The 20,112-nt window shown below is 45.3% G+C and carries 18 protein-coding genes; 14 read left to right on the top strand and 4 right to left on the bottom strand.

Annotated features, from left to right (window positions below):
- The first annotated feature begins 42 nt into the window (after nucleotides 1–42).
- From AACQ17_RS16480 to AACQ17_RS16425, 12 genes are all read left to right on the top strand, one after another.
- A complete protein-coding gene (locus AACQ17_RS16480) occupies nucleotides 43–1,608 on the top strand; it encodes an anthranilate synthase component 1 (protein ID WP_088721136.1) in 1,566 nt (521 codons plus the stop codon).
- A 5-nt stretch (nucleotides 1,609–1,613) separates the two neighbouring features.
- Nucleotides 1,614–2,204 carry an aminodeoxychorismate/anthranilate synthase component II gene (locus AACQ17_RS16475; protein ID WP_013857142.1) on the top strand — a complete coding sequence of 197 codons (591 nt, stop codon included), beginning with the start codon at nucleotides 1,614–1,616 and terminating at the stop codon, nucleotides 2,202–2,204.
- 20 nt (nucleotides 2,205–2,224) lie between these two features.
- Nucleotides 2,225–3,223 (top strand): anthranilate phosphoribosyltransferase, encoded by a 999-nt coding sequence (trpD, locus tag AACQ17_RS16470; protein WP_094147832.1) that lies wholly within the window; start codon nucleotides 2,225–2,227, stop codon nucleotides 3,221–3,223.
- Between the two features lie 5 nt (nucleotides 3,224–3,228).
- Nucleotides 3,229–4,638 (top strand): bifunctional indole-3-glycerol-phosphate synthase TrpC/phosphoribosylanthranilate isomerase TrpF, encoded by a 1,410-nt coding sequence (gene trpCF / locus AACQ17_RS16465; protein WP_094147833.1) that lies wholly within the window; start codon nucleotides 3,229–3,231, stop codon nucleotides 4,636–4,638.
- Nucleotides 4,639–4,769: 131 nt separating this feature from the next.
- Complete coding sequence (gene trpB, locus AACQ17_RS16460; protein WP_094147834.1) at nucleotides 4,770–5,960, top strand: tryptophan synthase subunit beta; 1,191 nt, start codon at nucleotides 4,770–4,772, stop codon at nucleotides 5,958–5,960.
- On the top strand, nucleotides 5,960–6,766 hold the full coding sequence (trpA, locus tag AACQ17_RS16455; RefSeq protein WP_017047754.1) for a tryptophan synthase subunit alpha: 807 nt from the start codon (nucleotides 5,960–5,962) through the stop codon (nucleotides 6,764–6,766). The genes trpB and trpA overlap by 1 nt, the downstream gene beginning before the upstream one ends.
- Nucleotides 6,767–7,092: 326 nt before the next feature.
- A complete protein-coding gene (locus tag AACQ17_RS16450; protein WP_094147497.1) occupies nucleotides 7,093–8,352 on the top strand; it encodes a dicarboxylate/amino acid:cation symporter in 1,260 nt (419 codons plus the stop codon).
- 229 nt (nucleotides 8,353–8,581) lie between these two features.
- Nucleotides 8,582–8,833, top strand: a complete 252-nt coding sequence (locus tag AACQ17_RS16445; RefSeq protein WP_017044617.1) for a hypothetical protein — start codon at nucleotides 8,582–8,584, stop codon at nucleotides 8,831–8,833.
- Nucleotides 8,834–8,935: 102 nt separating this feature from the next.
- Nucleotides 8,936–9,502, top strand: a complete 567-nt coding sequence (locus tag AACQ17_RS16440; protein WP_017042013.1) for a septation protein A — start codon at nucleotides 8,936–8,938, stop codon at nucleotides 9,500–9,502.
- 131 nt (nucleotides 9,503–9,633) lie between these two features.
- A complete protein-coding gene (yciA, locus tag AACQ17_RS16435) occupies nucleotides 9,634–10,035 on the top strand; it encodes an acyl-CoA thioester hydrolase YciA (protein ID WP_013857152.1) in 402 nt (133 codons plus the stop codon).
- Between the two features lie 90 nt (nucleotides 10,036–10,125).
- Nucleotides 10,126–10,422, top strand: a complete 297-nt coding sequence (locus AACQ17_RS16430; RefSeq protein ID WP_013857153.1) for a YciI family protein — start codon at nucleotides 10,126–10,128, stop codon at nucleotides 10,420–10,422.
- 1 nt (nucleotide 10,423) lies between these two features.
- Nucleotides 10,424–10,813 carry a GspS/AspS pilotin family protein gene (locus tag AACQ17_RS16425; protein WP_017047758.1) on the top strand — a complete coding sequence of 130 codons (390 nt, stop codon included), beginning with the start codon at nucleotides 10,424–10,426 and terminating at the stop codon, nucleotides 10,811–10,813.
- An 83-nt stretch (nucleotides 10,814–10,896) separates the two neighbouring features.
- Here the strand turns inward: AACQ17_RS16425 and metE are convergent, their stop codons facing one another.
- The gene (gene metE / locus AACQ17_RS16420; protein ID WP_094147496.1) at nucleotides 10,897–13,191 is read right to left on the bottom strand and encodes a 5-methyltetrahydropteroyltriglutamate--homocysteine S-methyltransferase; all 2,295 of its coding nucleotides are present in this window, start codon (nucleotides 13,189–13,191) and stop codon (nucleotides 10,897–10,899) included.
- 310 nt (nucleotides 13,192–13,501) lie between these two features.
- Here metE and metR point away from each other — a divergent pair, with 310 nt between their 5' ends.
- Complete coding sequence (metR, locus tag AACQ17_RS16415) at nucleotides 13,502–14,413, top strand: HTH-type transcriptional regulator MetR (RefSeq protein ID WP_038148387.1); 912 nt, start codon at nucleotides 13,502–13,504, stop codon at nucleotides 14,411–14,413.
- A gap of 73 nt (nucleotides 14,414–14,486) precedes the next feature.
- On the opposite strand, the gene AACQ17_RS16410 is transcribed toward metR, so the two are convergent.
- The 3 genes from AACQ17_RS16410 to AACQ17_RS16400 all read right to left on the bottom strand — a co-directional run bounded on the left by AACQ17_RS16410 (nucleotide 14,487) and on the right by AACQ17_RS16400 (nucleotide 17,982).
- Entirely contained in the window at nucleotides 14,487–14,687 is a 201-nt protein-coding gene (locus AACQ17_RS16410) for a DUF4250 domain-containing protein (protein ID WP_010316942.1), read from the bottom strand.
- Between the two features lie 69 nt (nucleotides 14,688–14,756).
- Entirely contained in the window at nucleotides 14,757–15,437 is a 681-nt protein-coding gene (locus tag AACQ17_RS16405; RefSeq protein ID WP_017047761.1) for a hypothetical protein, read from the bottom strand.
- A 70-nt stretch (nucleotides 15,438–15,507) separates the two neighbouring features.
- Nucleotides 15,508–17,982 carry a sensor domain-containing phosphodiesterase gene (locus AACQ17_RS16400; RefSeq protein ID WP_094147099.1) on the bottom strand — a complete coding sequence of 825 codons (2,475 nt, stop codon included), beginning with the start codon at nucleotides 17,980–17,982 and terminating at the stop codon, nucleotides 15,508–15,510.
- Between the two features lie 380 nt (nucleotides 17,983–18,362).
- Here AACQ17_RS16400 and AACQ17_RS16395 point away from each other — a divergent pair, with 380 nt between their 5' ends.
- The gene (locus tag AACQ17_RS16395; protein WP_240507718.1) at nucleotides 18,363–20,000 is read left to right on the top strand and encodes a S1 family peptidase; all 1,638 of its coding nucleotides are present in this window, start codon (nucleotides 18,363–18,365) and stop codon (nucleotides 19,998–20,000) included.
- Nucleotides 20,001–20,112: the final 112 nt, after the last annotated feature.

The raw sequence follows: 20,112 nt of genomic DNA, 5'->3' as shown, positions 1-20,112 counted from the left end.
AGTATGGACGACAGGAACATTAAAATTCATCAAGGAGGTCTTGTGAATAAGACCATTGAAATTAAAAACTTAGGCCAAATTGACGTAATCAATATGTCCGTGCCTTATACCCAAGATCCAACACGTCTATTTCATACGCTATGTGAGTCAAAAACAGATTGTTTGCTATTAGAATCCGCCGAGATCGACTCAAAACAGGATCTCAAAAGTCTATTATTGGTTGATGCTGCCGTGCGCATCACCTGCTTTGGTCACGTTGTCACTTTTCACGCATTGACAGACAATGGTCAACAGCTCATCGAACATCTACAGCGTAATATTAAAGCGGATATTGAACATCAGTTACAACAAAATACCTTAACGCTTCAATTTCAAGCACCATGCGACACGCTAGACGAAGATTCTCGCCTACGCGAAGCCTCTTCTTTTGATGCACTACGCCTCGTGCAGCACAGTTTCGATCTTCGTCATCACGATAAACATGCCCTCTTTCTAGGCGGTTTATTTGCCTACGATTTGGTGGCCAACTTCGAACCGCTAGGAAATGCCGATACGACTAATCAGTGTCCAGACTACGTTTTTTATATCGCAGAAACCTTGTTGGTGATTGACCATAAAACTGAGCATTGTCAGTTGCAAGCCAGTGTTTTTAACCCCACGCCAACAATGCGCGAAACATTAATTACTCGTTTACAAGAGATCGCGCAGCAATGTGCCGCACCCAAATTACTACCGCAAGCCAAAACCGTAGCTAACGTAAGCGTGACAACGAATATTTCTGACCAAGAGTTTTGCAAGACCGTTCAAGCGTTAAAAGAATTTGTCGTGAAAGGCGATGTTTTTCAGGTGGTCCCTTCTCGCCGATTTACCCTGCCTTGCCCTTCACCACTTGCTGCTTATAAAAAACTGAAAGAGAGCAATCCAAGCCCTTACATGTTTTATATGCAAGACGAACGCTTTACTCTGTTTGGCGCTTCTCCTGAAAGCGCATTGAAATACGCCACCGAAACCAACCAGATTGAGATTTACCCTATCGCAGGGACTCGCCGCCGTGGTAAACGCGCCGATGGTTCAATTGATTTTGATTTAGATAGCCGCATTGAACTTGAACTACGTTGCGACAAAAAAGAGAACGCTGAACACATGATGTTGGTCGACCTTGCGCGCAACGATGTCGCGCGTATTGCACAAGCAGGAACGCGCCACGTCGCTGATTTATTGAAAGTGGATCGCTACAGTCACGTTATGCATTTGGTTTCTCGCGTGGTGGGTCAACTCCGAAGCGATCTCGATGCACTGCACGCTTACCAAGCGTGCATGAATATGGGCACACTCACTGGTGCGCCGAAGATTCGCGCCATGCAGCTTATCCGTAACGTGGAAAAAGCCCGCCGTGGCAGTTACGGTGGCGCGGTAGGCTATCTTACCGGGGAAGGCGATTTAGATACTTGCATTGTGATCCGCTCGGCTTATGTCGAACAGGGTATTGCGCAAGTTCAAGCGGGCGCTGGGGTCGTTTATGATTCAGACCCTCAATCGGAAGCCGACGAGACACGTGGTAAAGCACAAGCCGTGATCTCTGCAATTCAAGCCGCGCATCAGGAGTAGCAGACATGGCCAACATTATTTTTATCGATAACTTTGATTCCTTTACCTACAACCTTGTTGATCAATTCCGCTCACTCGGCCATACGGTGACAGTTTATCGCAACAACATCGCCGCACAGAGCATTGAACAAGCGGTCTTTCAATTGGATGAACCGCTGCTGCTACTCTCCCCCGGACCGGGCGCGCCCGCAGACGCGGGATGCATGCCACAATTAATCCAACGCCTTAAGGGCAAAGTGCCGATCATTGGCATCTGTTTAGGTCACCAAGCGATTGTTGAAGCTTACGGCGGCACCGTCGCGGGTGCTGGCGAAATTATCCATGGCAAAATCTCGATGATGGAACATCAACATCACCGTATTTACCAACAGCTACCGTCACCACTAGCCATTGCTCGTTATCATTCCCTAGTGGCTACTGAGGTTCCAGATAGTTTAACCATCACGGCTGAGGTTGATGGGCTCGTGATGTCCGTGGTGCAAGAGCAAGATAAAGTGTGCGGCTTTCAATTTCATCCAGAGTCCATCATGACTACTCATGGCGCAGCATTGCTTGCCAATGCGATCGATTGGGCTTTAGAAAAAAGCACCCACTAACGGATTTATAGGGATATTTTATGGAAAACATCATTAATAAACTTTACGCGCAGCAGTCGCTCTCGCAAGCAGAAAGCCAGCAACTGTTTGATGTCATCATCCGTGGTGAACTCGACTCTATTTTGATGGCGGCGGTATTGACGGCACTGAAAATCAAAGGTGAAACACCCGATGAAATTGCTGGCGCAGCCAAAGCATTATTGGCTAACGCGGCCCCGTTTCCAAGGCCAGACTATGATTTTGCAGACATAGTCGGCACTGGTGGTGATGGCTCAAATACTTTTAATATTTCAACCACCGCAGCATTTGTTGCTGCTGCCTGTGGCGTAAAAATTGCCAAACATGGTAATCGTGGAGTATCGAGCAAATCAGGCTCTTCTGATCTACTGGATTCATTTGGTATTAACCTTGCGATGAGCGCTGAAAATACTCGCCAAGCCATCGATGATTTGGGCGTCGCTTTCCTATTTGCGCCGCAATATCATGGTGGCGTGCGTCATGCGATGCCCGTGCGCCAAACCATGAAAACGCGCACTATCTTCAATATATTAGGACCGCTAATTAACCCTGCTCGCCCCAACATTGAACTGATGGGTGTTTACAGTAAAGAACTGGTTCTGCCTATTGCCCAAACCATGTTACAAATGGGATTGAAACGTGCAGCGGTCGTTCATGGCAGTGGTTTAGATGAAGTGGCGATTCATGGTGAAACCTTAGTGGCTGAAATTCGTGATGGACACATCATCGAATACACCTTAACACCTAAAGATTTTGGTGTTGAAAGCTACCCACTCGAAGCCATTCAAGGTGGTGAGCCTGCGGAGAATCGCGCCATTATCACCAACCTGCTGATAGGGAAAGGCACGCCAGCGCAATTGGCTGCCGTCGCTGTTAATGTGGCGCTGCTGCTGCGTCTTTTTGGCCAAGAAGATCTCAAAGCCAATACACAACAGGCCATTAGTGTAATGAACTCGGGCAAAGCCTATCAGCTTGTCCAACAACTGGCACAAAGAGGTTAAGCCCCATGCCTGAGCAACTTTCTGACCACATTTCAACCCAGCATACTCAAATGGCTGAAGTATTGGCCAAAATCGTCAATGACAAATATGAATGGGTCGAGCAGCGTAAAACGCAGCAACCATTGGGCAGCTTCGAACACTTATTAACCGTATCGGATCGCTCGTTTTATGATGCGTTAAACACGGGTAAAACCGCTTTTATTTTGGAGTGTAAAAAAGCGTCACCTTCCAAAGGACTCATTCGCCAAGATTTTGATTTGGATTATATCGCCTCGGTTTACCATCAATATGCAGACGCCATTTCAGTTTTGACTGATGAAAAATATTTCCAAGGCAACCTCGAATTTCTGCCACGCGTTCGCGCGCAAGTAAGCCAACCTGTGATTTGCAAAGACTTTATGGTTGATGTTTATCAGGTTTATTTGGCTCGTCATTACAGTGCAGATGCCATTTTATTGATGCTGTCCGTCCTTGATGATCAACACTATCAAACGCTAGCCAATGTGGCTCACCAACTGGGTATGGGTATTTTAACCGAAGTGAGCAATGAGGAAGAGCTGCATCGGGCTGTCGCCCTGCAAGCGAAAGTTATTGGCATTAATAACCGCAACTTGCGCGATCTCTCAACCGATCTAAATCGCACTAAACAGCTGGCACCTTTACTCCCAGAAGGAACCGTGATCATCTCTGAGTCTGGCATTTATACTCACCAACAAGTGCGTGAACTTTCGCAATACGCCAACGGATTTTTAATCGGCAGCTCGTTAATGGCCGAAGAAAATTTAGAGCTAGCGGTACGCAAAGTGACGCTCGGCGAAAACAAAGTGTGCGGCTTAACTCATGCTGACGATGCGGCCAAAGCCTATCAAGCTGGAGCCGTGTTTGGTGGCTTAATTTTTGTGCCGCAATCCAAACGCTATGTCGACTTGGACAATGCACGTTTGACGATGAGCGGCGCGCCGCTGCGCTACGTGGGCGTGTTTCAAAATCACACTATTGAAGCCATTACGCAGATTGCTACGACGTTAAAACTCTTTGCGGTGCAACTGCATGGCGAAGAAGATCAAGCCTATGTTGACCAATTGAGAGCTCACTTACCTAGCCAGATTGAAATCTGGAAAGCTTATGGCGTGAGCGACTGCGTACCGACCAAACTTGAGCGCCACATTGACCGTCATTTATTCGATGCCAAAGTAGGAACGCAATCTGGCGGCACTGGCCAACGTTTTGACTGGCAATTACTAACCGAGGTAAACGATGTCATGTTGGCGGGTGGCTTATCCCCTGAAAATGCTCAGCAAGCAGCAAACATCGGTTGTTTAGGGCTCGATCTCAATTCAGGTGTTGAGAGCGAACCGGGGAAAAAAGACTTACACAAGCTAACCCTAGCGTTCGACGCTATTCGGCAGTACTAACACTAAATCGATTCCCATTGGCTTGAAAAGCGAGTAACTCAACCAGCCGCAAGGTCAAGTAGCAAGGGATAACAACAGATTCATTACCACTGAATCACTCAGTAGTAACACAGAGACTAAGGATACGAATCATGGCAAAACTCGATGCCTATTTTGGCGAATACGGTGGTCAATACGTTCCACAAATTTTAGTACCAGCGCTTGACCAATTGGAACAAGCTTTTATTGATGCGCAGGAAGATCCTGAATTTCGTGCTGAATTCATGACGTTACTACAAGAGTATGCAGGTCGGCCAACGGCGCTAACTTTGACGCGAAATCTCACGAAAGGCACAAAAACCAAATTGTACTTAAAACGTGAAGACTTATTGCACGGTGGCGCACACAAAACTAACCAAGTACTTGGTCAGGCACTGCTTGCTAAGCGTATGGGTAAACATGAAATTATTGCCGAAACAGGCGCAGGGCAACATGGTGTTGCAACGGCGTTGGCCTGCGCACTACTGGGGCTAAAATGTCGCGTTTATATGGGCGCAAAAGATGTTGAACGTCAAAGCCCCAACGTGTTTCGTATGAAGCTAATGGGCGCAGAAGTGATCCCCGTTCATTCAGGATCAGCAACACTTAAAGATGCGTGCAATGAAGCGCTACGTGACTGGTCTGCCACCTATGAAACCACCCACTATTTATTAGGTACAGCAGCGGGTCCTCACCCATTTCCAACCATAGTCCGTGAATTTCAACGCATGATTGGCGAAGAAACGAAACTGCAAATTTTGGCTCGCGAAGGTCGTTTACCAGATGCGGTGCTTGCTTGTGTCGGCGGCGGTTCGAACGCGATTGGCATGTTTGCTGACTTTATTGAAGAAAAGAGTGTCCGTTTGATTGGCATTGAGCCAGCAGGAAAAGGCATTCATACCCACCAGCATGGCGCGCCATTAAAGCACGGCAAGACAGGTATTTTCTTCGGTATGAAATCACCTTTGATGCAAGATGAAAACGGGCAAGTAGAAGAGTCTTACTCGGTGTCCGCTGGGCTTGATTTCCCTTCTGTTGGCCCTCAGCACGCTCATCTTTATGCGATAGGCCGCGCTGAGTACGAAAGCATTACCGATGACGAAGCACTCGATGCTTTCCAATCGCTCGCACGTAACGAAGGTATTATTCCCGCGCTGGAATCATCACATGCGGTTGCTTACGCCGTGAAGATGGCGTATGCCGAGCCAGAAAAAGAGCAGTTATTGGTCGTGAATCTATCCGGTCGCGGCGATAAAGATATTTTCACCGTCCATAAACTATTAGAAGAGAAAGGAGCGCTGTAATGGATCGCTATCAAACCCTATTTCAGCGTTTAGCTGACAACAATCAAGGTGCGTTTGTTCCATTTGTGACCATCGGGGACCCAGATCCAGAGCAATCACTGCGCATCATGCAAACGCTAGTGGAAGCAGGAGCAGACGCATTAGAACTCGGTATCCCTTTCTCTGATCCGCTCGCTGATGGCCCAACCATCCAAGGGGCGAATATTCGTGCACTGGATGCAGGGACGACTCCAGATATCTGCTTTGAGTTGATCACCAAAATTCGCGCGCAATATCCCGACCTGCCTATCGGACTACTCATGTATGCCAACCTAGTTTATTCACGCGGCATCGAAAACTTCTACCAACGCTGTAAAAATGCGGGTGTAGATTCAGTATTGATCGCCGATGTTCCGACTAATGAAAGCCGTGAATTTGTCGCGGCGGCAGACAAATACGGGATTCAACCCATTTTCATCGCACCACCCACCGCCAGTGATGAGACCCTAGCCGCGGTCGCCAAACTTGGCCGTGGCTATACTTATCTACTGTCTCGATCCGGTGTGACAGGAGCAGAAACAAAAGCCAATATGCCAGTACATGCCTTGTTGGAAAGACTGAACCAATTTGATGCCCCACCCGCATTGCTTGGGTTTGGGATATCAGAACCTGAGCAAGTCAAACAGGCCATCACCGCCGGTGCCGCTGGCGCAATATCAGGATCCGCAGTGGTGAAAATTATTGAACAACGACTTAATCAGCCAGATGAAATGTTAACGACTCTCAGCCATTTCGTTTCCAGCATGAAAGCAGCGACGTTGAAATAAATTGCTTTACAGCAAAAACCAACCCGATCGATTTCTGAATCAAACCAAGAAATCGATCTTTTTTTTAACATTTACGCCTCGCCAAATTCATTCACAAAACACAAATCAACCACTCATTGAATTGACAAAACAAATAGCAAACGTTTTCTTTTTGAAAAAACCACGTTTCATGTCAATGAACTATCAATAATCTTGTCAATTTACCTTGTTACCATATTGCTAAATGTAAAATATCCGTGTAAAAAGCTAGTCGAAACATTTATCCGCCGATTGATATTTATGTAGTGGGTAACACTAGGAATTTACAATTAATTAGCACAGAGGTTATGGAAGTGTTAAACAAAAAGAGTTTGTTAAGCAACATTGGCGTGCAAGTCGTCATTGCAATGATCATTGGTACTGCCGTTGGTGCCATGATGGGACACGATGCGGCCGTCTTTTCGCCACTGGGTGTCATTTTTATCAACCTAATTAAGATGCTGGTGATCCCACTGGTGGCCGTTGCGCTTATTTCAGGTGCTGCGGGCCTTGGTAATAGCCACGCGGCGGGTAAAGTCGGTTTTGTCACACTCAGCTTTTTTGCAGTCACTTCCGCACTCGCCGTGACGCTGGCACTGGTAATGGGCGAAGTCTTCCAACCGGGTATCGGCGTCGATATTTCGGGCGTTGAAGGTATGTTTTCTGCCGAATATGCAGCAAAAGGTGAACTACCTACTTTTTGGGCAACCATTACGGGTATGATCCCAACCAACGTTTTCCAGTCACTAAATAATGCCAACATTCTACAAATCCTTGTTTTTTGCTTGTTCTTTGGCATTGCCATTTCTAAACAGAGCAAAGAAAAACGTGACCCGATCATCAATGGCGTAAACACCATTGTTGATGCCATGGTGTGGATGATCAACAAAGTGATGATCATCGCGCCTATCGGTGTATTCGGTTTGATGGCTGAAGCCGTCGGCACGTTTGGTTTTGGTGCACTGATGGTGGTATTTAAGCTGTTTGTCGTTTATGTCGCGGCCATTTTAATTTTCGGCTTTATTGCTTACCCGCTGATGATTCAGGTCTTAACCAAGACGTCAGCTAAGAAATTTATCCTTGCGATGAAAAAGCCTCAAGCCGTAGCCCTTTCAACCGCGTCATCAATGGCGACACTCCCTGTCACTATGGATACCGTAGAACACGACCTTGGCGTACGCAACTCAACTGCCGCCTTTGTTTTGCCGTTAGGTGCCACCATCAACATGTCTGGCAACGCCATCTATTACGGTTTAGTTGCGATTTTCTTCGCCCAGCTATTCAATATTGATCTCTCGATGGGCGCTTACATTGCCATCATCGTAACAGCGACACTGGGCGCCGTCGGTCAGGCAGGTGTTCCTGGTCCTTCTTTCCTTGTAGTGGCCGTTTTGCTAGCGGCTGGAATTCCAATTGAAGGTTTGCCACTACTGTTCGCCCTAGACCGTATCTTCGACATGATCCGTACCGCGCTCAACATCACAGGGGATGCCGCGTGTGCCGTTATTGTTGATGCTTTGATTGAAGAAGAAGCCACTGAGGCCTCATTGGAGCAGCAAAAAGCTTAACTCATCACAGAGCATCATTGATCCAATACAAGCCGCATCCTATGCGGCTTTCTTTTTGCATCGCAATTTGCAAAAAGAAACAGTTCTCATACTAAAGTTAATCATTAAAGCGCCCTATGACTGACGATAAAGTTGGCATTGCGATTGCTATAATAAACGACACCTCTTTCGTGCCACATAGCAGCGGCAAACTTTTGGCGTTAGCACGAATCGACTTGGAGTATGAGTAATGGATATTCATCGTGATACTTATTATGGTTTGATTCACCACGGGATCCGAGAATTGGTTATCGATCGGATTGGCCATTTCAGTGAATTTGAATACCACCAATATCTAGGCTTAATTACTGGCAAAGATTCCTGTTTTTCAATGACAGATGAAGAATTGCAGATAGCCGTCGCCAATTTAAAAAGTGAAGGCTATTTAGAAGATATGAAACGAGCAATACCACAACTTGAAACCAGCGGCTGGGAACGCTGATCCATTTCTAGTTAATTTGTTTCGAATTGTCTCTTTCTATTTAGCTCTGACACGGTTTTGGTTAGACTGTGCGCAACGTTTAAATCGGAAGCATAAATACGAATGAAGCAACTTATTGATTTTATACCACTTATCATCTTTTTTGCCCTTTTCAAGATGTACGACATCTATGTCGCCACAGGGGCACTTATCGTGGCCAGTGCGGTACAGATTGCCCTGACCTACGCACTGTATAAGAAAGTTGAAAAAATGCAGATCATCACGTTTTTGATGGTGACTATCTTCGGTGGTATGACGATTTTCTTTCACGATGACAATTTCATTAAATGGAAAGTCACCATTGTTTACGTTGTTTTTGCCTTGGGCTTGACCATCAGCCACATCATGGGCAAATCAGCCATTAAAGGAATGCTTGGCAAAGAGCTAACCTTACCTGAACACGTATGGGCAAAAATCAACTGGGCGTGGGTTTTCTTTTTCAGCGTTTGCGCTGTACTAAACATCTACATTGCATATCAACTACCATTGGATGTTTGGGTCAACTTCAAAGTATTTGGCTTATTAGCCGCAACTTTTGTTTATACCTTATTAACGGGCGTTTTTATCTACAAACACCTGCCAAAAGAGAAGCAAGTTTCCGAGAGCAAACCCTCCTCGCACGAGCACTGATTGCACTAACCTTCTCGCTAGGATTCATTCAGAGGACTCTTTGAGTGCAAAACAGGCTGTCTTTGGTATAATCCGTCCCTATTTTTCAGCGACCACTTTGGTCGCTGTTTTGTTGTTGTGGATGTCGAAAAATGAATCAGGAAAATAGTGCCCCAAGAGGCCAATTATTGCTACGCACCTTAGCCATGCCAGCAGATACTAACGCCAACGGTGACATTTTCGGCGGTTGGATCATGTCTCAACTCGACTTGGCTGGCGCAATTTTAGCCAAAGAGATCTCATTTGGCCGCGTTGTCACTGTGTCTGTTTCTAGCATTACGTTTAAAAAACCCGTCAAGGTAGGTGATGTGGTGTGTTGTTATGGTGAATGCACCAAAATTGGCCGCACTTCAATGTCAGTCAATCTTGAAGTATGGGTAAAACCCATCAAATACGACAGCGTGGGAGATCGTTTCCAAGTATGTGAAGCAACCTTCAATTATGTCGCCATTGATACCGATGGCCGCCCTCGACCGATTAAGCCTAGCAACTGATCACAGAAATTCAGTTTGGTTGCTTTCAATGCGCGCCAGTTTCAGTACAGTAAGGCCTCGACTTCATTATCAAACAATAAGGATATCAATATGTGGTACGTTATTTTCTCTCAAGACGTAGAAAACTCGTTGGAAAAACGCATGAGTGTCCGGCCACAACATTTAGAGCGCTTACAAACCTTGCAAGATGAAGGTCGTCTATTAACCGCAGGGCCAATGCCAGCAATTGATTCGGAGAATCCAGCAGAAGCTGGGTTTACGGGGTCAACAGTCATCGCTGAGTTTGATTCTTTAAGACAAGCTCAAGCATGGGCGGATGCCGATCCTTATGTTGCTGCCGGTGTGTATCAACATGTTATCGTTAAACCCTTCAAGAAAGTGTTTTAAGATGAAAGTCATTCTCTGTGCTCTGTTTACAACGCTGGTACTGGTGGGTTGTAGCTCGAATGGTGATCAGCAAAAATATTTGGAAGCCGTAGCCAGTAATCGCGCGAATGTGATTAGCGCTGAGTTACCCTTAGAATTTGGGCCTTTGTCCGTGATGCGTGCCAGTGCTAAAGGCAGTACGGTGGAAATTATGATGATTTACAATGAGGGTCAAAAAGGAGCAAAGCCGATTGATCAAGTGTTGAAAACCAGCATCAATACCTACTGCTCGGATTCAACCACACGCGCTAACCTCGACCTCGGCTTGACTTATCGAATTAAAATGCGCAATACGCGGGGCCAACTTGTTGTGGACCAATTCATTAGTAAAGCAACTTGTTCGGCACAATAGTCCTCCCCTTATTAGTGATGACCACCACTTTATTCGTAAAAAACAGAGGCTTCATTTGAGGCCTCTGTCAAGATTAATGTGGCTTAACTTTGCTGGGGTTTAAGCTCTTTGCGCAGCGCTTTAGCTGCTGACACTAAGTTGGTCAGTGCTGCCTCCACTTCATTCCAATTGCGCGTTTTTAAGCCGCAATCAGGGTTAACCCATAATCTCTCTGCTGGAATTTTTTCCGCCGCTTTACGCAACAAACCTTCAATCCACTCTTGAGAGGGAATGTTTGGCGAGTGTATATCGTACACACCTGGGCCAATTTCATTCGGGTAGTTAAACTCTTCAAACGCTTTGAGCAGTTCCATATTCGAGCGAGAAGTTTCAATCGTAATCACATCGGCATCCAGTGCCGCTACTGAGTCAATGATTTCATTAAATTCGCTGTAACACATGTGAGTGTGGATCTGCGTTTCGGGTTTCGCACTCGCCGCCGCAATTTTAAATGCCTCAACTGCCCACGCCAGATATGCTTGATGGTCACGCTTCTTCAATGGCAATCCTTCACGAATCGCAGGTTCATCAATTTGGATGATGTTAATGCCCGCTTGCTGCAGGTCTGCCACTTCATCACGCAAAGCGAAAGCCAATTGCTGTGTGATGGTTTGACGAGAAATATCTTCACGAGGAAACGTCCAGCATAAAATCGTTACAGGCCCAGTCAACATTCCTTTCATTTGCTTCGCAGTCAATGATTGAGCATAAGTAGACCACTCCACCGTAATCGGTTTTTCACGTTCAATATCGGCCACCACGATAGCCGGTTTTACGCAGCGTGAGCCGTAACTTTGCACCCAGCCAAATTGTGTAGTCTGGAAACCGGCTAAGTTTTCGGCAAAGTACTCCACCATGTCGTTACGCTCAGCTTCACCGTGCACTAACACATCGAGATCAAGTGCCTCTTGACGTTTTACTGCATCGGCAATGTGCCCTTTCAATGCATTGATATAATCAGCGTGTGCCAGTTTACCTTGGCGGTAAGCACTGCGCTGATGACGGATCTCACTCGTTTGAGGGAATGAGCCTATGGTTGTCGTTGGCAAGAATGGCAACCCTAACACTTCAGCTTGGTGATGAGCGCGCTCTGAATAAGGTGCACTGCGCTCAGAGAGTGCTGCCGTTATGCTGTTGACTCTCGCCTGTACATGCGGTTTATTAACGTGAGTTGCCGTTTTACGTGCAAGTATCGGTTGGCTATAAGTTTCACAAGCCAGAATCGCCGCGTCATCACCGTCCAGTGCCTTACCAAGTAAAGCAACTTCTGTCACTTTTTGTTTGGCAAATGCAAACCAACTTTGTACTTCATCACTGAGCTGCTGCTCAAGATCTAAATCAACTGGGCTATGCAAGAGTGAACACGAACTCGCAATCCACAGATGCTCCCCCAGTTGCTGCTTCACTGGCTGTAAACGAGCCAATAACGTCGCAAGATCGGCGCGCCACACATTGCGTCCATTGACCACACCTGCCGAAAGTACCCAATTTTTTGGCAATTTCTCTAGTACCGCGTTCAATTGATCGGCAGAAGCGGAGAGATCGATGTGCAATCCATTTACTGGTAGCTCAATGATTTTATCGAGCGTATCAAGCACCGAATCAAAATAAGTAGTCAGTAACAGTTTTACATCGCCAGCGATCACTTGATAAGCCAACTTAAATGCATCTTGCCACTTTGATTCTAGCTCTAACGCTAAAATAGGCTCATCGATTTGTACCCATTCCACTCCTTGTTTAGCAAGCTTAGCTAAAATTGCTTGATAAGCGGTCAATAAACGAGGCAGTAAGGTCAGGCGATCAAATCCCTCTTCGACCTCTTTACCCAAGTAGAGGTAGCTCAGCGGGCCAAGCAGTACAGGCTTAACTTGGTGGCCTGCTTTCGACGCTTCATTGACTTCCTCAAACAGTTGAGGCCAGCTGACTTCGAACGTATCGTCTTGGCTGAACTCCGGCACAAGGTAGTGATAATTGGTATTAAACCATTTAGTCATATCAGAAGCGGCACTTCCGCTACAGCCGCAACCCGCTTGTGATTGACCGCGTCCAACGCGAAAGAGTGTATCTAAATCAGGAAAGCCGTTTTTATGACGTTTAGGAACGTGTCCAAGGAGCAATGTGGTTGTGAGTACGTGATCATACCAAGCGAAATCGCCTACGGTTGAAAAACTCAGACCCGCTTGTTGCTGCTCAGCCCAGTTTTTCTGACGAATGTCATGCCCTACTTGCAGTAACTGCGCTTGATCGCTTTCGCCACGCCAATATTTTTCTAACGCAAATTTCAGTTCGCGTTTTTCACCAATACGTGGATAACCTAAGATGTGAGTCGTCGTTGTCATGTCCCTAGTCCTTTTGCTGTTGATCGTATCTGATTCTTTATCGCATGAGATAAAGATGTCTGGATGGCTAGAATATCCATCTAAACTGACCTACAGACAAGGTGCAATTATTCAACTTGTTTATTAAAAAAATTCATGTTGATTGCAGAGAGCTTTAATTGACATCAAGATAAATAGACGTCTAGATGTTTACAGCTCCATATTAAAAGCGTAACTTAGCTCAGAACAGCAGAATGGTCACCGTGTTGATGCAACCCACGATATGGTATCAACCACCGTTCTCTCAAAGGGATGAAGGAAAATAATGGCAATGATTGAACTTAAGCATCTGAAGACTTTAGTTTCTTTAAGGGACAGCGGCTCACTCACCTCAACAGCTACCGCGCTCCATTTGACGCAATCGGCCCTTTCACATCAGATTAAAGATCTCGAAACACGCATTGGCGGGCCACTGTTTTTACGTAAAACTCGCCCAGTGAAATTTACCTCAGAAGGAGAGATCCTACTGAAACTGGCTGACGAGATCCTGCCAAAGCTGGCCAGGGCTGAAAATGACTTGGCCAGTTTGAAAGAAGATGTCAATGGGCGCTTACACATGGCGATTGAATGCCACTCTTGCTTTCAATGGTTGATGCCAGCGCTGCGCGAATATCAGCTTGCTTGGCCAAGTGTGACGTTAGATTTTTCGTCCGGCTTTGGCTTTGAACCTTTACCCGCATTGCTGGCTGGCGAACTTGATTTGGTCATCACTTCCGATATTTTGCCTCGCTCAGAGGTACATTACGAACCACTCTTTGATTTTGAAATGCGCCTTATCACCTCTACAACTCACCCACTTGCAGGAAAATCGGTGATTGAGCCAGAGGATCTCGCCTCACAAACGATGCTCACTTACCCCGTACAAAAGCAGCGTTTGGATGTGGTGAAACACTTTCTACAACCTGCTAGTGTTGAACCCGCGAAGTGGAAACAAGCCGACAACACTTTGATGCTAGTACAAATGGTCTCTGCTGGATTAGGTGTGGCAGCACTGCCAAATTGGGCCATCAGCGAGTTCTCTAGGCAGGGGCTTATCACCAGCAAGCCACTAGGGAAAGGTTTATGGCGTCGACTATTTGCCGCAACACGCCACAGCGAAAAAGATCGCCACTATTTACAAGCTTTTTTTGCCACCGCGCGCCAACAATGCAAAAGCCATCTTGACGGGATCAAGATGGCTTAAACTATTCGTCGTGTCGACATGGCTATTTGAATGACAGTGCGGTTGGTTAACTGTCACTGCACGCTGCTTAGCACTAGCGTTGGTTCGCTTTAAATTGGTTGGTCAGTGGGTCGTATTGGTAACCTAAAACATCCAGCTTACCGACTACATTTTCTCTATCCATTTCATACATACTGGCAAGCTCTTCGAAGCTGTCACACTCTAAGCGTAGCTTCTCATTGACGATGCCAAGTAATATATTGCTATCAAAACGGCTGACGTTACTCAAATCCATGGCTCACTCCTATAGCAAAGAGACCACTAAAGACTAGCGGTAAAATTCGCACTAAAGAGTGACCCAGGTCTAGAGATTAAACAAACCTTGAAAACAAATACTGGCTGCCAGCATCAATAACAAGGCTGCCGTTAATTGAATTTTCTCAGCGCTTTTGGCAAACAGGATATGCCAGCACCACACGATAATACCTGCAATCATGAAACCGAATGTCGTTAGTAACGGCAATGTTGCTTGAGCCAACGTTTCATCATCTAACCCGTACGCGTGCGGCACAACGCATAAAGCGATCCCCATCGAGCAGAGAATGCCCACAACGGGTAGAACTCGATGGAAAGCTTGTAAACGCGAGCGCGCTATCGTTAGTAGAAGGTGCGAGAAACTCGCGCCCAACAAACCAACCAACAGCAACATGGCAATAGAAGCTGACCAATGACCCTGCTCTGATATCTGAATCGCGACATAAGCCAAGGCAAGGCCATTCGCCAAATACAGTGCCCATAACGGGCCTTCATCTCGAGTTTTCTTGGTTTGAACTTGTGAATAGAAATAGAAGATGGAAAAGACGACCAAAAAGGCTTCAATTTTTAGTGAAGCCACTGCCAACCAAAGCACACCAATAGCTGGCAATACGCGATGAATACGGCCACGTTGTCCAGGACAAATATCCCCTTTGACCAGCACTAACGTCAGTAAGATTTGCGCACCGAGCAGCATGGGTGAAAAAACAGAAAGTAAGGTTTGAATCATAATCGAAACATCATCTGGAAACATCTGGGCGCGATAATAGCAAAGAGTAAGCGCGAATGCCCAGAGAAGGTTACTGACTTTCGGCCAAATACCTCAGCACGTCCGCTTGAGTCAATAAGCCTTTGTAACGAGTGTTATCGACCAGTACCCATGGAAACGCATGTCCTTTTTCGATCAAATTCACCACTTGATTCAGCTCGGTGTACGCGTCAAGCTGAGTGAAATGAAATTTCATGATCTGATTCACGGGCTTACGCCATACGGCCGCTTCACGCGTGGTTTCAAGATCGGTCCCCATGTTTGGCGTCAGATATAAATTGAGTGAGGCTACATCGACAATGCCGACACACTCTCCTTGATTGACGACTGGCAGCACATCAACTTTAGTCGCTTTAATATACTGATAAGCAAGAGAGATTGGCTCACTGGGATCCAGATGTGGTTTCCCCTCTTTGAACAGATTGAGCAAACAGTTGGGTTTTCGCTCTTGTTCCACTTTAGCGCCTGAATACGCAAAACGGTTACGATACTCCTTAGCCCGAACCAGTTCCTTAAGCGGTAGTGGTTTTGAAAAAATATAGCCTTGTATGTAGTCAATACCCAATGATTTAAGCACCCAAACCTCATGCTCTGTTTCCACCCCTTCAGCAACCACTTTCACGCCGAGTGTGTGCGACAGCTCAGTGATCATTTTAACAATACTGTACTTATTGCTGTTGACCTGAATGTCTGTGACAAACTCGCGATCTATTTTTAAATAATCAAAATTGCAATCACTGAGGTAGGTAAAAGAGGAATAACCCGTACCAAAATCATCAATCGCAACCGTTACGCCGCGCGATCGAAGAGCATTGAGGGCATCAACCTGATGAGATTGACTATCAAAATAGGCGCTTTCGGTTAGCTCAATGGTGACTGATTGAGGCGTATCCGTGTAGCGATCAATGATCTCCATGGTATTGGTTAAAATCTGCGTCGCATCCATTTTGGTATTGAAAGAGCGGTTGATCGTTACCCCAACACCTTGGCCAAACAAGGTTTTTATCTTTGGTAAATCTTGCAAAGACAAGATACTGACACAACGATCAAGCTCGGCAATCAAATCCAGATCTTCCGCGATACCAATCATTTCTTGCGTGGTAAAAGGTAAATCGGGCACAGGCTTAAAACGGCATAACGCTTCGAATTTCGCAATGTTCCATGTTTTAGTATCGACAATCGGTTGGTAGTGTATCTCCAAGTCCTTCTGCGCAATTGCTTTAGCGACTCTGTCTTCCAAGTTTTTTCTACGTTTCACTTGTTGATGTATTTCACTGTGATAGAAACTGATGTTACGCGCTTCCCCTGCATGTTGTTCAAGCATCGCTTGCATCGCATGCGTCACCATTCGAGCTGGCGTTTTTGCATCGAACCCTAAAACAGACACACCAATTCGGCCATTAATAATCGCGGTATGTGAGCTGGATTCGTTCTTTAATTCTTTCATAAAGAGGCGGATCGCATGCTGGATGAGCCGAAAATCTGTGTTTTTTTGGCACTCTGAACAACTCAAACTCACTAAATAAATATCTTTTCCCACATAGCCCACCAACTTAGCTTCTTTACAGCGCGCCAAAAAACTGGAAAGCATTAAAGTTTCTACATGGTGTCGATCTGATTCAAACGCAGGTTGAAAAGCCAAAACAATTTGTGTTTGGCCTTTGGGGTACTCCATGCAATATGTTTCGAGCAAGGCTTTAAACTTTTGTTCGGTAGGCAGTTGCGTCAAAAGATCGATATCCCCAAGTGCCGTATCGGCTACGCGGTGAAGATTATCGGCTAAATCAAGCGTCATCCCTACAAAGAACACTCGGCCATCTTGCAGTATGATTTTTTGAATAGTTAATTCTTGTGGTGCAACCAGCCCAGATGCCCGACGATTGAGAATGACACCGCTCCAATGATCTTTGGTGTTAATGTCATGCCACATCGATTGGTAAAATTCTTTGGAATGCTTGCCTGCATTAAATAGGTTGGCTTTTAACCCAAGTAGCTCATTTTGTTTGAAACCTGAATGCTGCTCAAAATAGTGGTTACAAGCCAAAACCCGCGTTTGATCGTCGGTTAGGATCAAACCATGATGTGTATTATCAAACACTCCTTCAAAAAGCTTGGCCACCTCTTGCAATGACTCAAGTTTGAGCAGCGGTCGAATCGTACCTTGCAACTGCGTGAGAGAAGTACGCTCGATAAAAATTTCCACATAAGTTAACGCCTGATCCGAAATAACAAGGTTGCAATTTAAAGCATGGCTTTTGCCACTTTCAATCACATACTTGAAGCAGCGCTTCATCTCTGCAGCTTTGCTCGGCGTCATATAACGCAAGAGTTCTTGGATATTGGCTATCGAAACACTGGAATGAAATAACGCATTCGCCGCTTTCAGATCACAAATAAACTCGGAAGTCGTCAGGTTAAACGACCAATCAATCGCATCATATCGAGCCACTGGCGGTTCTCGAAGCACTGCCTTTTCTCGTAGCTCTTGAGACTTCACCTGTGTCATATAGACTCCAACTCATTCAAATGATTTACCATTAATGGCACAGCATAGAGCAAAACTTAATCACAAGCCGTGAGTTAGCACTAATGATGTAAATGCAGTTGCTTATTTATTATTTTAGGCCAGACAAGCCATATAAAAAACGCCGAACATCAATACACCTCAAAAGGAGTAGCCTAGAACTATCGTAATCGAAAGAAAAAAATGGATACAAAATGACCAATTGGTTCATTTTGTAAACTACTGAAATACATTAACTTGCCTTATCTGATTAATATATATTGTCGATATGATAATTATCATTGATTGACGAGATTCATTAGCCCCTATATGGTACCGTTCCCACACCCAAGAGGTGCTGGAAAAACTAATCCGAGGTACTAATGAACAAACCCCTTTTTTCAGTCGCGCTAGGAGCGCTTCTGTTTACATCTTTTGAGTTCAGTGCTTCTGGAACGGAATCTGGAATATCAACTAGAATCATCAATGGAACCCCTGCTGACGCGGGTAACTTTCCCTTTATGGTTGCCTTACACTATTCAACTCTTCAAAGCTCTTTTTGTGGTGGCAGCTACTTGGGTGATAAGTATGTACTTACCGCTGCTCACTGCGTAACAGGAAAAAATCCGCTCAATGCAGAGGATATTGAAGTGACGGTTGGAGCGTATGACTTACGTACTAATGCCGGTCGTCGGGTGAAAGTCAAACAAATCTATTATCATGAAGCTTATGATGATGAAACTCATGCTGACTATAACGAAAGATTCAACGACATCGCGATCCTTGAATTAGAAACGTCATTACCAATACAAGCAGTCACTCGACCTAATACTGGTGCACTTGATACGCTAGCCGCTGGCACGGTTCTAGAGACCATTGGCTTTGGTACAACGAGTTACAATCAAGTGTTGAATAAATCGAGCAATCCTTCTCAAGTATTACGTAAAGCAGAAATATCGTTAATGGATACTGCAACGTGTCAAGCTTTAGGTGGTAGTAACTACCCTCGTATAAGAAATGACGCTTTTTGTGCAACCAGTTACCCGCAAGATACCTGTCAAGGTGATAGCGGTGGCCCTGTTTTTATCAATGACGGCGGTAATTTTATTCAATATGGTGTCGTTAGTTGGGGGCGTGGTTGCGGCTTACAAGACGCGGCTGGCGTTTATGCCAAAGTCGACCATTTTAATGATTGGCTGACTCAAAGAACATCAAAGGTTTCTTTCCGACAATCTCAACACAAAAACGAGATTAAATATGGGCTTCATACCCATCGCTTTAATTTTGTAAACGGCTCTGATGAGATTATTACCGCAAACAACGTCACACTGTCTCCAGCTTCTGCAAATATCACAGCCGAAAACTGTTCACAAGGCTTGGCTCCGAGTAGCCAATGTTATGTTGATGTTTCTTATACCATTGATTCAATGACACCTGCTGATGTGCGCTTAGAGATTGACACTAACAGCCCACTAAATTTAGGAACCGTCACCTCATCACTAAAGCTCAATACGGTTCTACAACCTGCTGCAAAATCACTAGAGGGGTTAATTACCATACCCAATAGCAGTATTAGTGTGAATGTAAACCCTTGGCTAGAAGAAGGTGGTTGGCTACGTTCTGCCGTTATGAACGATAAAGCGAGATCGGTTTTGTTTCTTGAAAACGTCCCTAAAGGAAAAGTAAGTTTTGATTTCCAAGTCTCCTCTACTTTTCTTTATGATTCCTTAATTGTGAAAGTGAACGGTAGCACTTACATAATCGAAGATGGTGAACGTAGTGGCAACAGAACGTTATATTTGAATGATGAAGTCAACGATATACGCTTTGAATACGTAAAGACATCAAATACAGCAACTGGCAATGATGCGGCTTATATCAAAAATTTGAAATATGAAAAGCCTTACTCCTTTACCTTACCCCCAGTTTCAGGAGGTTCAGGCGGCGGTAGCACTGGTGGAATGACTTTATTGTCAATGCTGGCAGCCTTATTGATTCGACGTCGTTACATGAGCCACTAACTCTTGTCTAAAGGTCAACCCGTTTTATTACTGGTTGACCTTTTTACTATTGCTGCATCCTTCTTATCACATATCACTTAGTATCTCTCCGACACACTTACCACTCACTTTA

Origin of the sequence: Vibrio sp. V10_P2A27P122, from assembly GCF_963874335.1 — a bacterium.
Lineage (GTDB): Bacteria > Pseudomonadota > Gammaproteobacteria > Enterobacterales > Vibrionaceae > Vibrio > Vibrio anguillarum.
This window is presented reverse-complemented; position numbering and strand designations above follow the sequence as displayed.

Bases quoted from the DNA above. Each gene is read 5' to 3' on its own strand.
- AACQ17_RS16475 (WP_013857142.1), top strand. From the start codon at position 1,614: ATGGCCAACATTATTTTTATCGATAACTTTGATTCCTTTACCTACAAC.
- trpD (WP_094147832.1), top strand. From the start codon at position 2,225: ATGGAAAACATCATTAATAAACTTTACGCGCAGCAGTCGCTCTCGCAA.
- trpCF (WP_094147833.1), top strand. From the start codon at position 3,229: ATGCCTGAGCAACTTTCTGACCACATTTCAACCCAGCATACTCAAATG.
- trpB (WP_094147834.1), top strand. From the start codon at position 4,770: ATGGCAAAACTCGATGCCTATTTTGGCGAATACGGTGGTCAATACGTT.
- trpA (WP_017047754.1), top strand. From the start codon at position 5,960: ATGGATCGCTATCAAACCCTATTTCAGCGTTTAGCTGACAACAATCAA.
- AACQ17_RS16450 (WP_094147497.1), top strand. From the start codon at position 7,093: ATGGAAGTGTTAAACAAAAAGAGTTTGTTAAGCAACATTGGCGTGCAA.
- AACQ17_RS16445 (WP_017044617.1), top strand. From the start codon at position 8,582: ATGGATATTCATCGTGATACTTATTATGGTTTGATTCACCACGGGATC.
- AACQ17_RS16440 (WP_017042013.1), top strand. From the start codon at position 8,936: ATGAAGCAACTTATTGATTTTATACCACTTATCATCTTTTTTGCCCTT.
- yciA (WP_013857152.1), top strand. From the start codon at position 9,634: ATGAATCAGGAAAATAGTGCCCCAAGAGGCCAATTATTGCTACGCACC.
- AACQ17_RS16430 (WP_013857153.1), top strand. From the start codon at position 10,126: ATGTGGTACGTTATTTTCTCTCAAGACGTAGAAAACTCGTTGGAAAAA.
- AACQ17_RS16425 (WP_017047758.1), top strand. From the start codon at position 10,424: ATGAAAGTCATTCTCTGTGCTCTGTTTACAACGCTGGTACTGGTGGGT.
- metE (WP_094147496.1), bottom strand. From the start codon at position 13,191: ATGACAACGACGACTCACATCTTAGGTTATCCACGTATTGGTGAAAAA.
- metR (WP_038148387.1), top strand. From the start codon at position 13,502: ATGATTGAACTTAAGCATCTGAAGACTTTAGTTTCTTTAAGGGACAGC.
- AACQ17_RS16410 (WP_010316942.1), bottom strand. From the start codon at position 14,687: ATGGATTTGAGTAACGTCAGCCGTTTTGATAGCAATATATTACTTGGC.
- AACQ17_RS16405 (WP_017047761.1), bottom strand. From the start codon at position 15,437: ATGATTCAAACCTTACTTTCTGTTTTTTCACCCATGCTGCTCGGTGCG.
- AACQ17_RS16400 (WP_094147099.1), bottom strand. From the start codon at position 17,982: ATGACACAGGTGAAGTCTCAAGAGCTACGAGAAAAGGCAGTGCTTCGA.
- AACQ17_RS16395 (WP_240507718.1), top strand. From the start codon at position 18,363: ATGAACAAACCCCTTTTTTCAGTCGCGCTAGGAGCGCTTCTGTTTACA.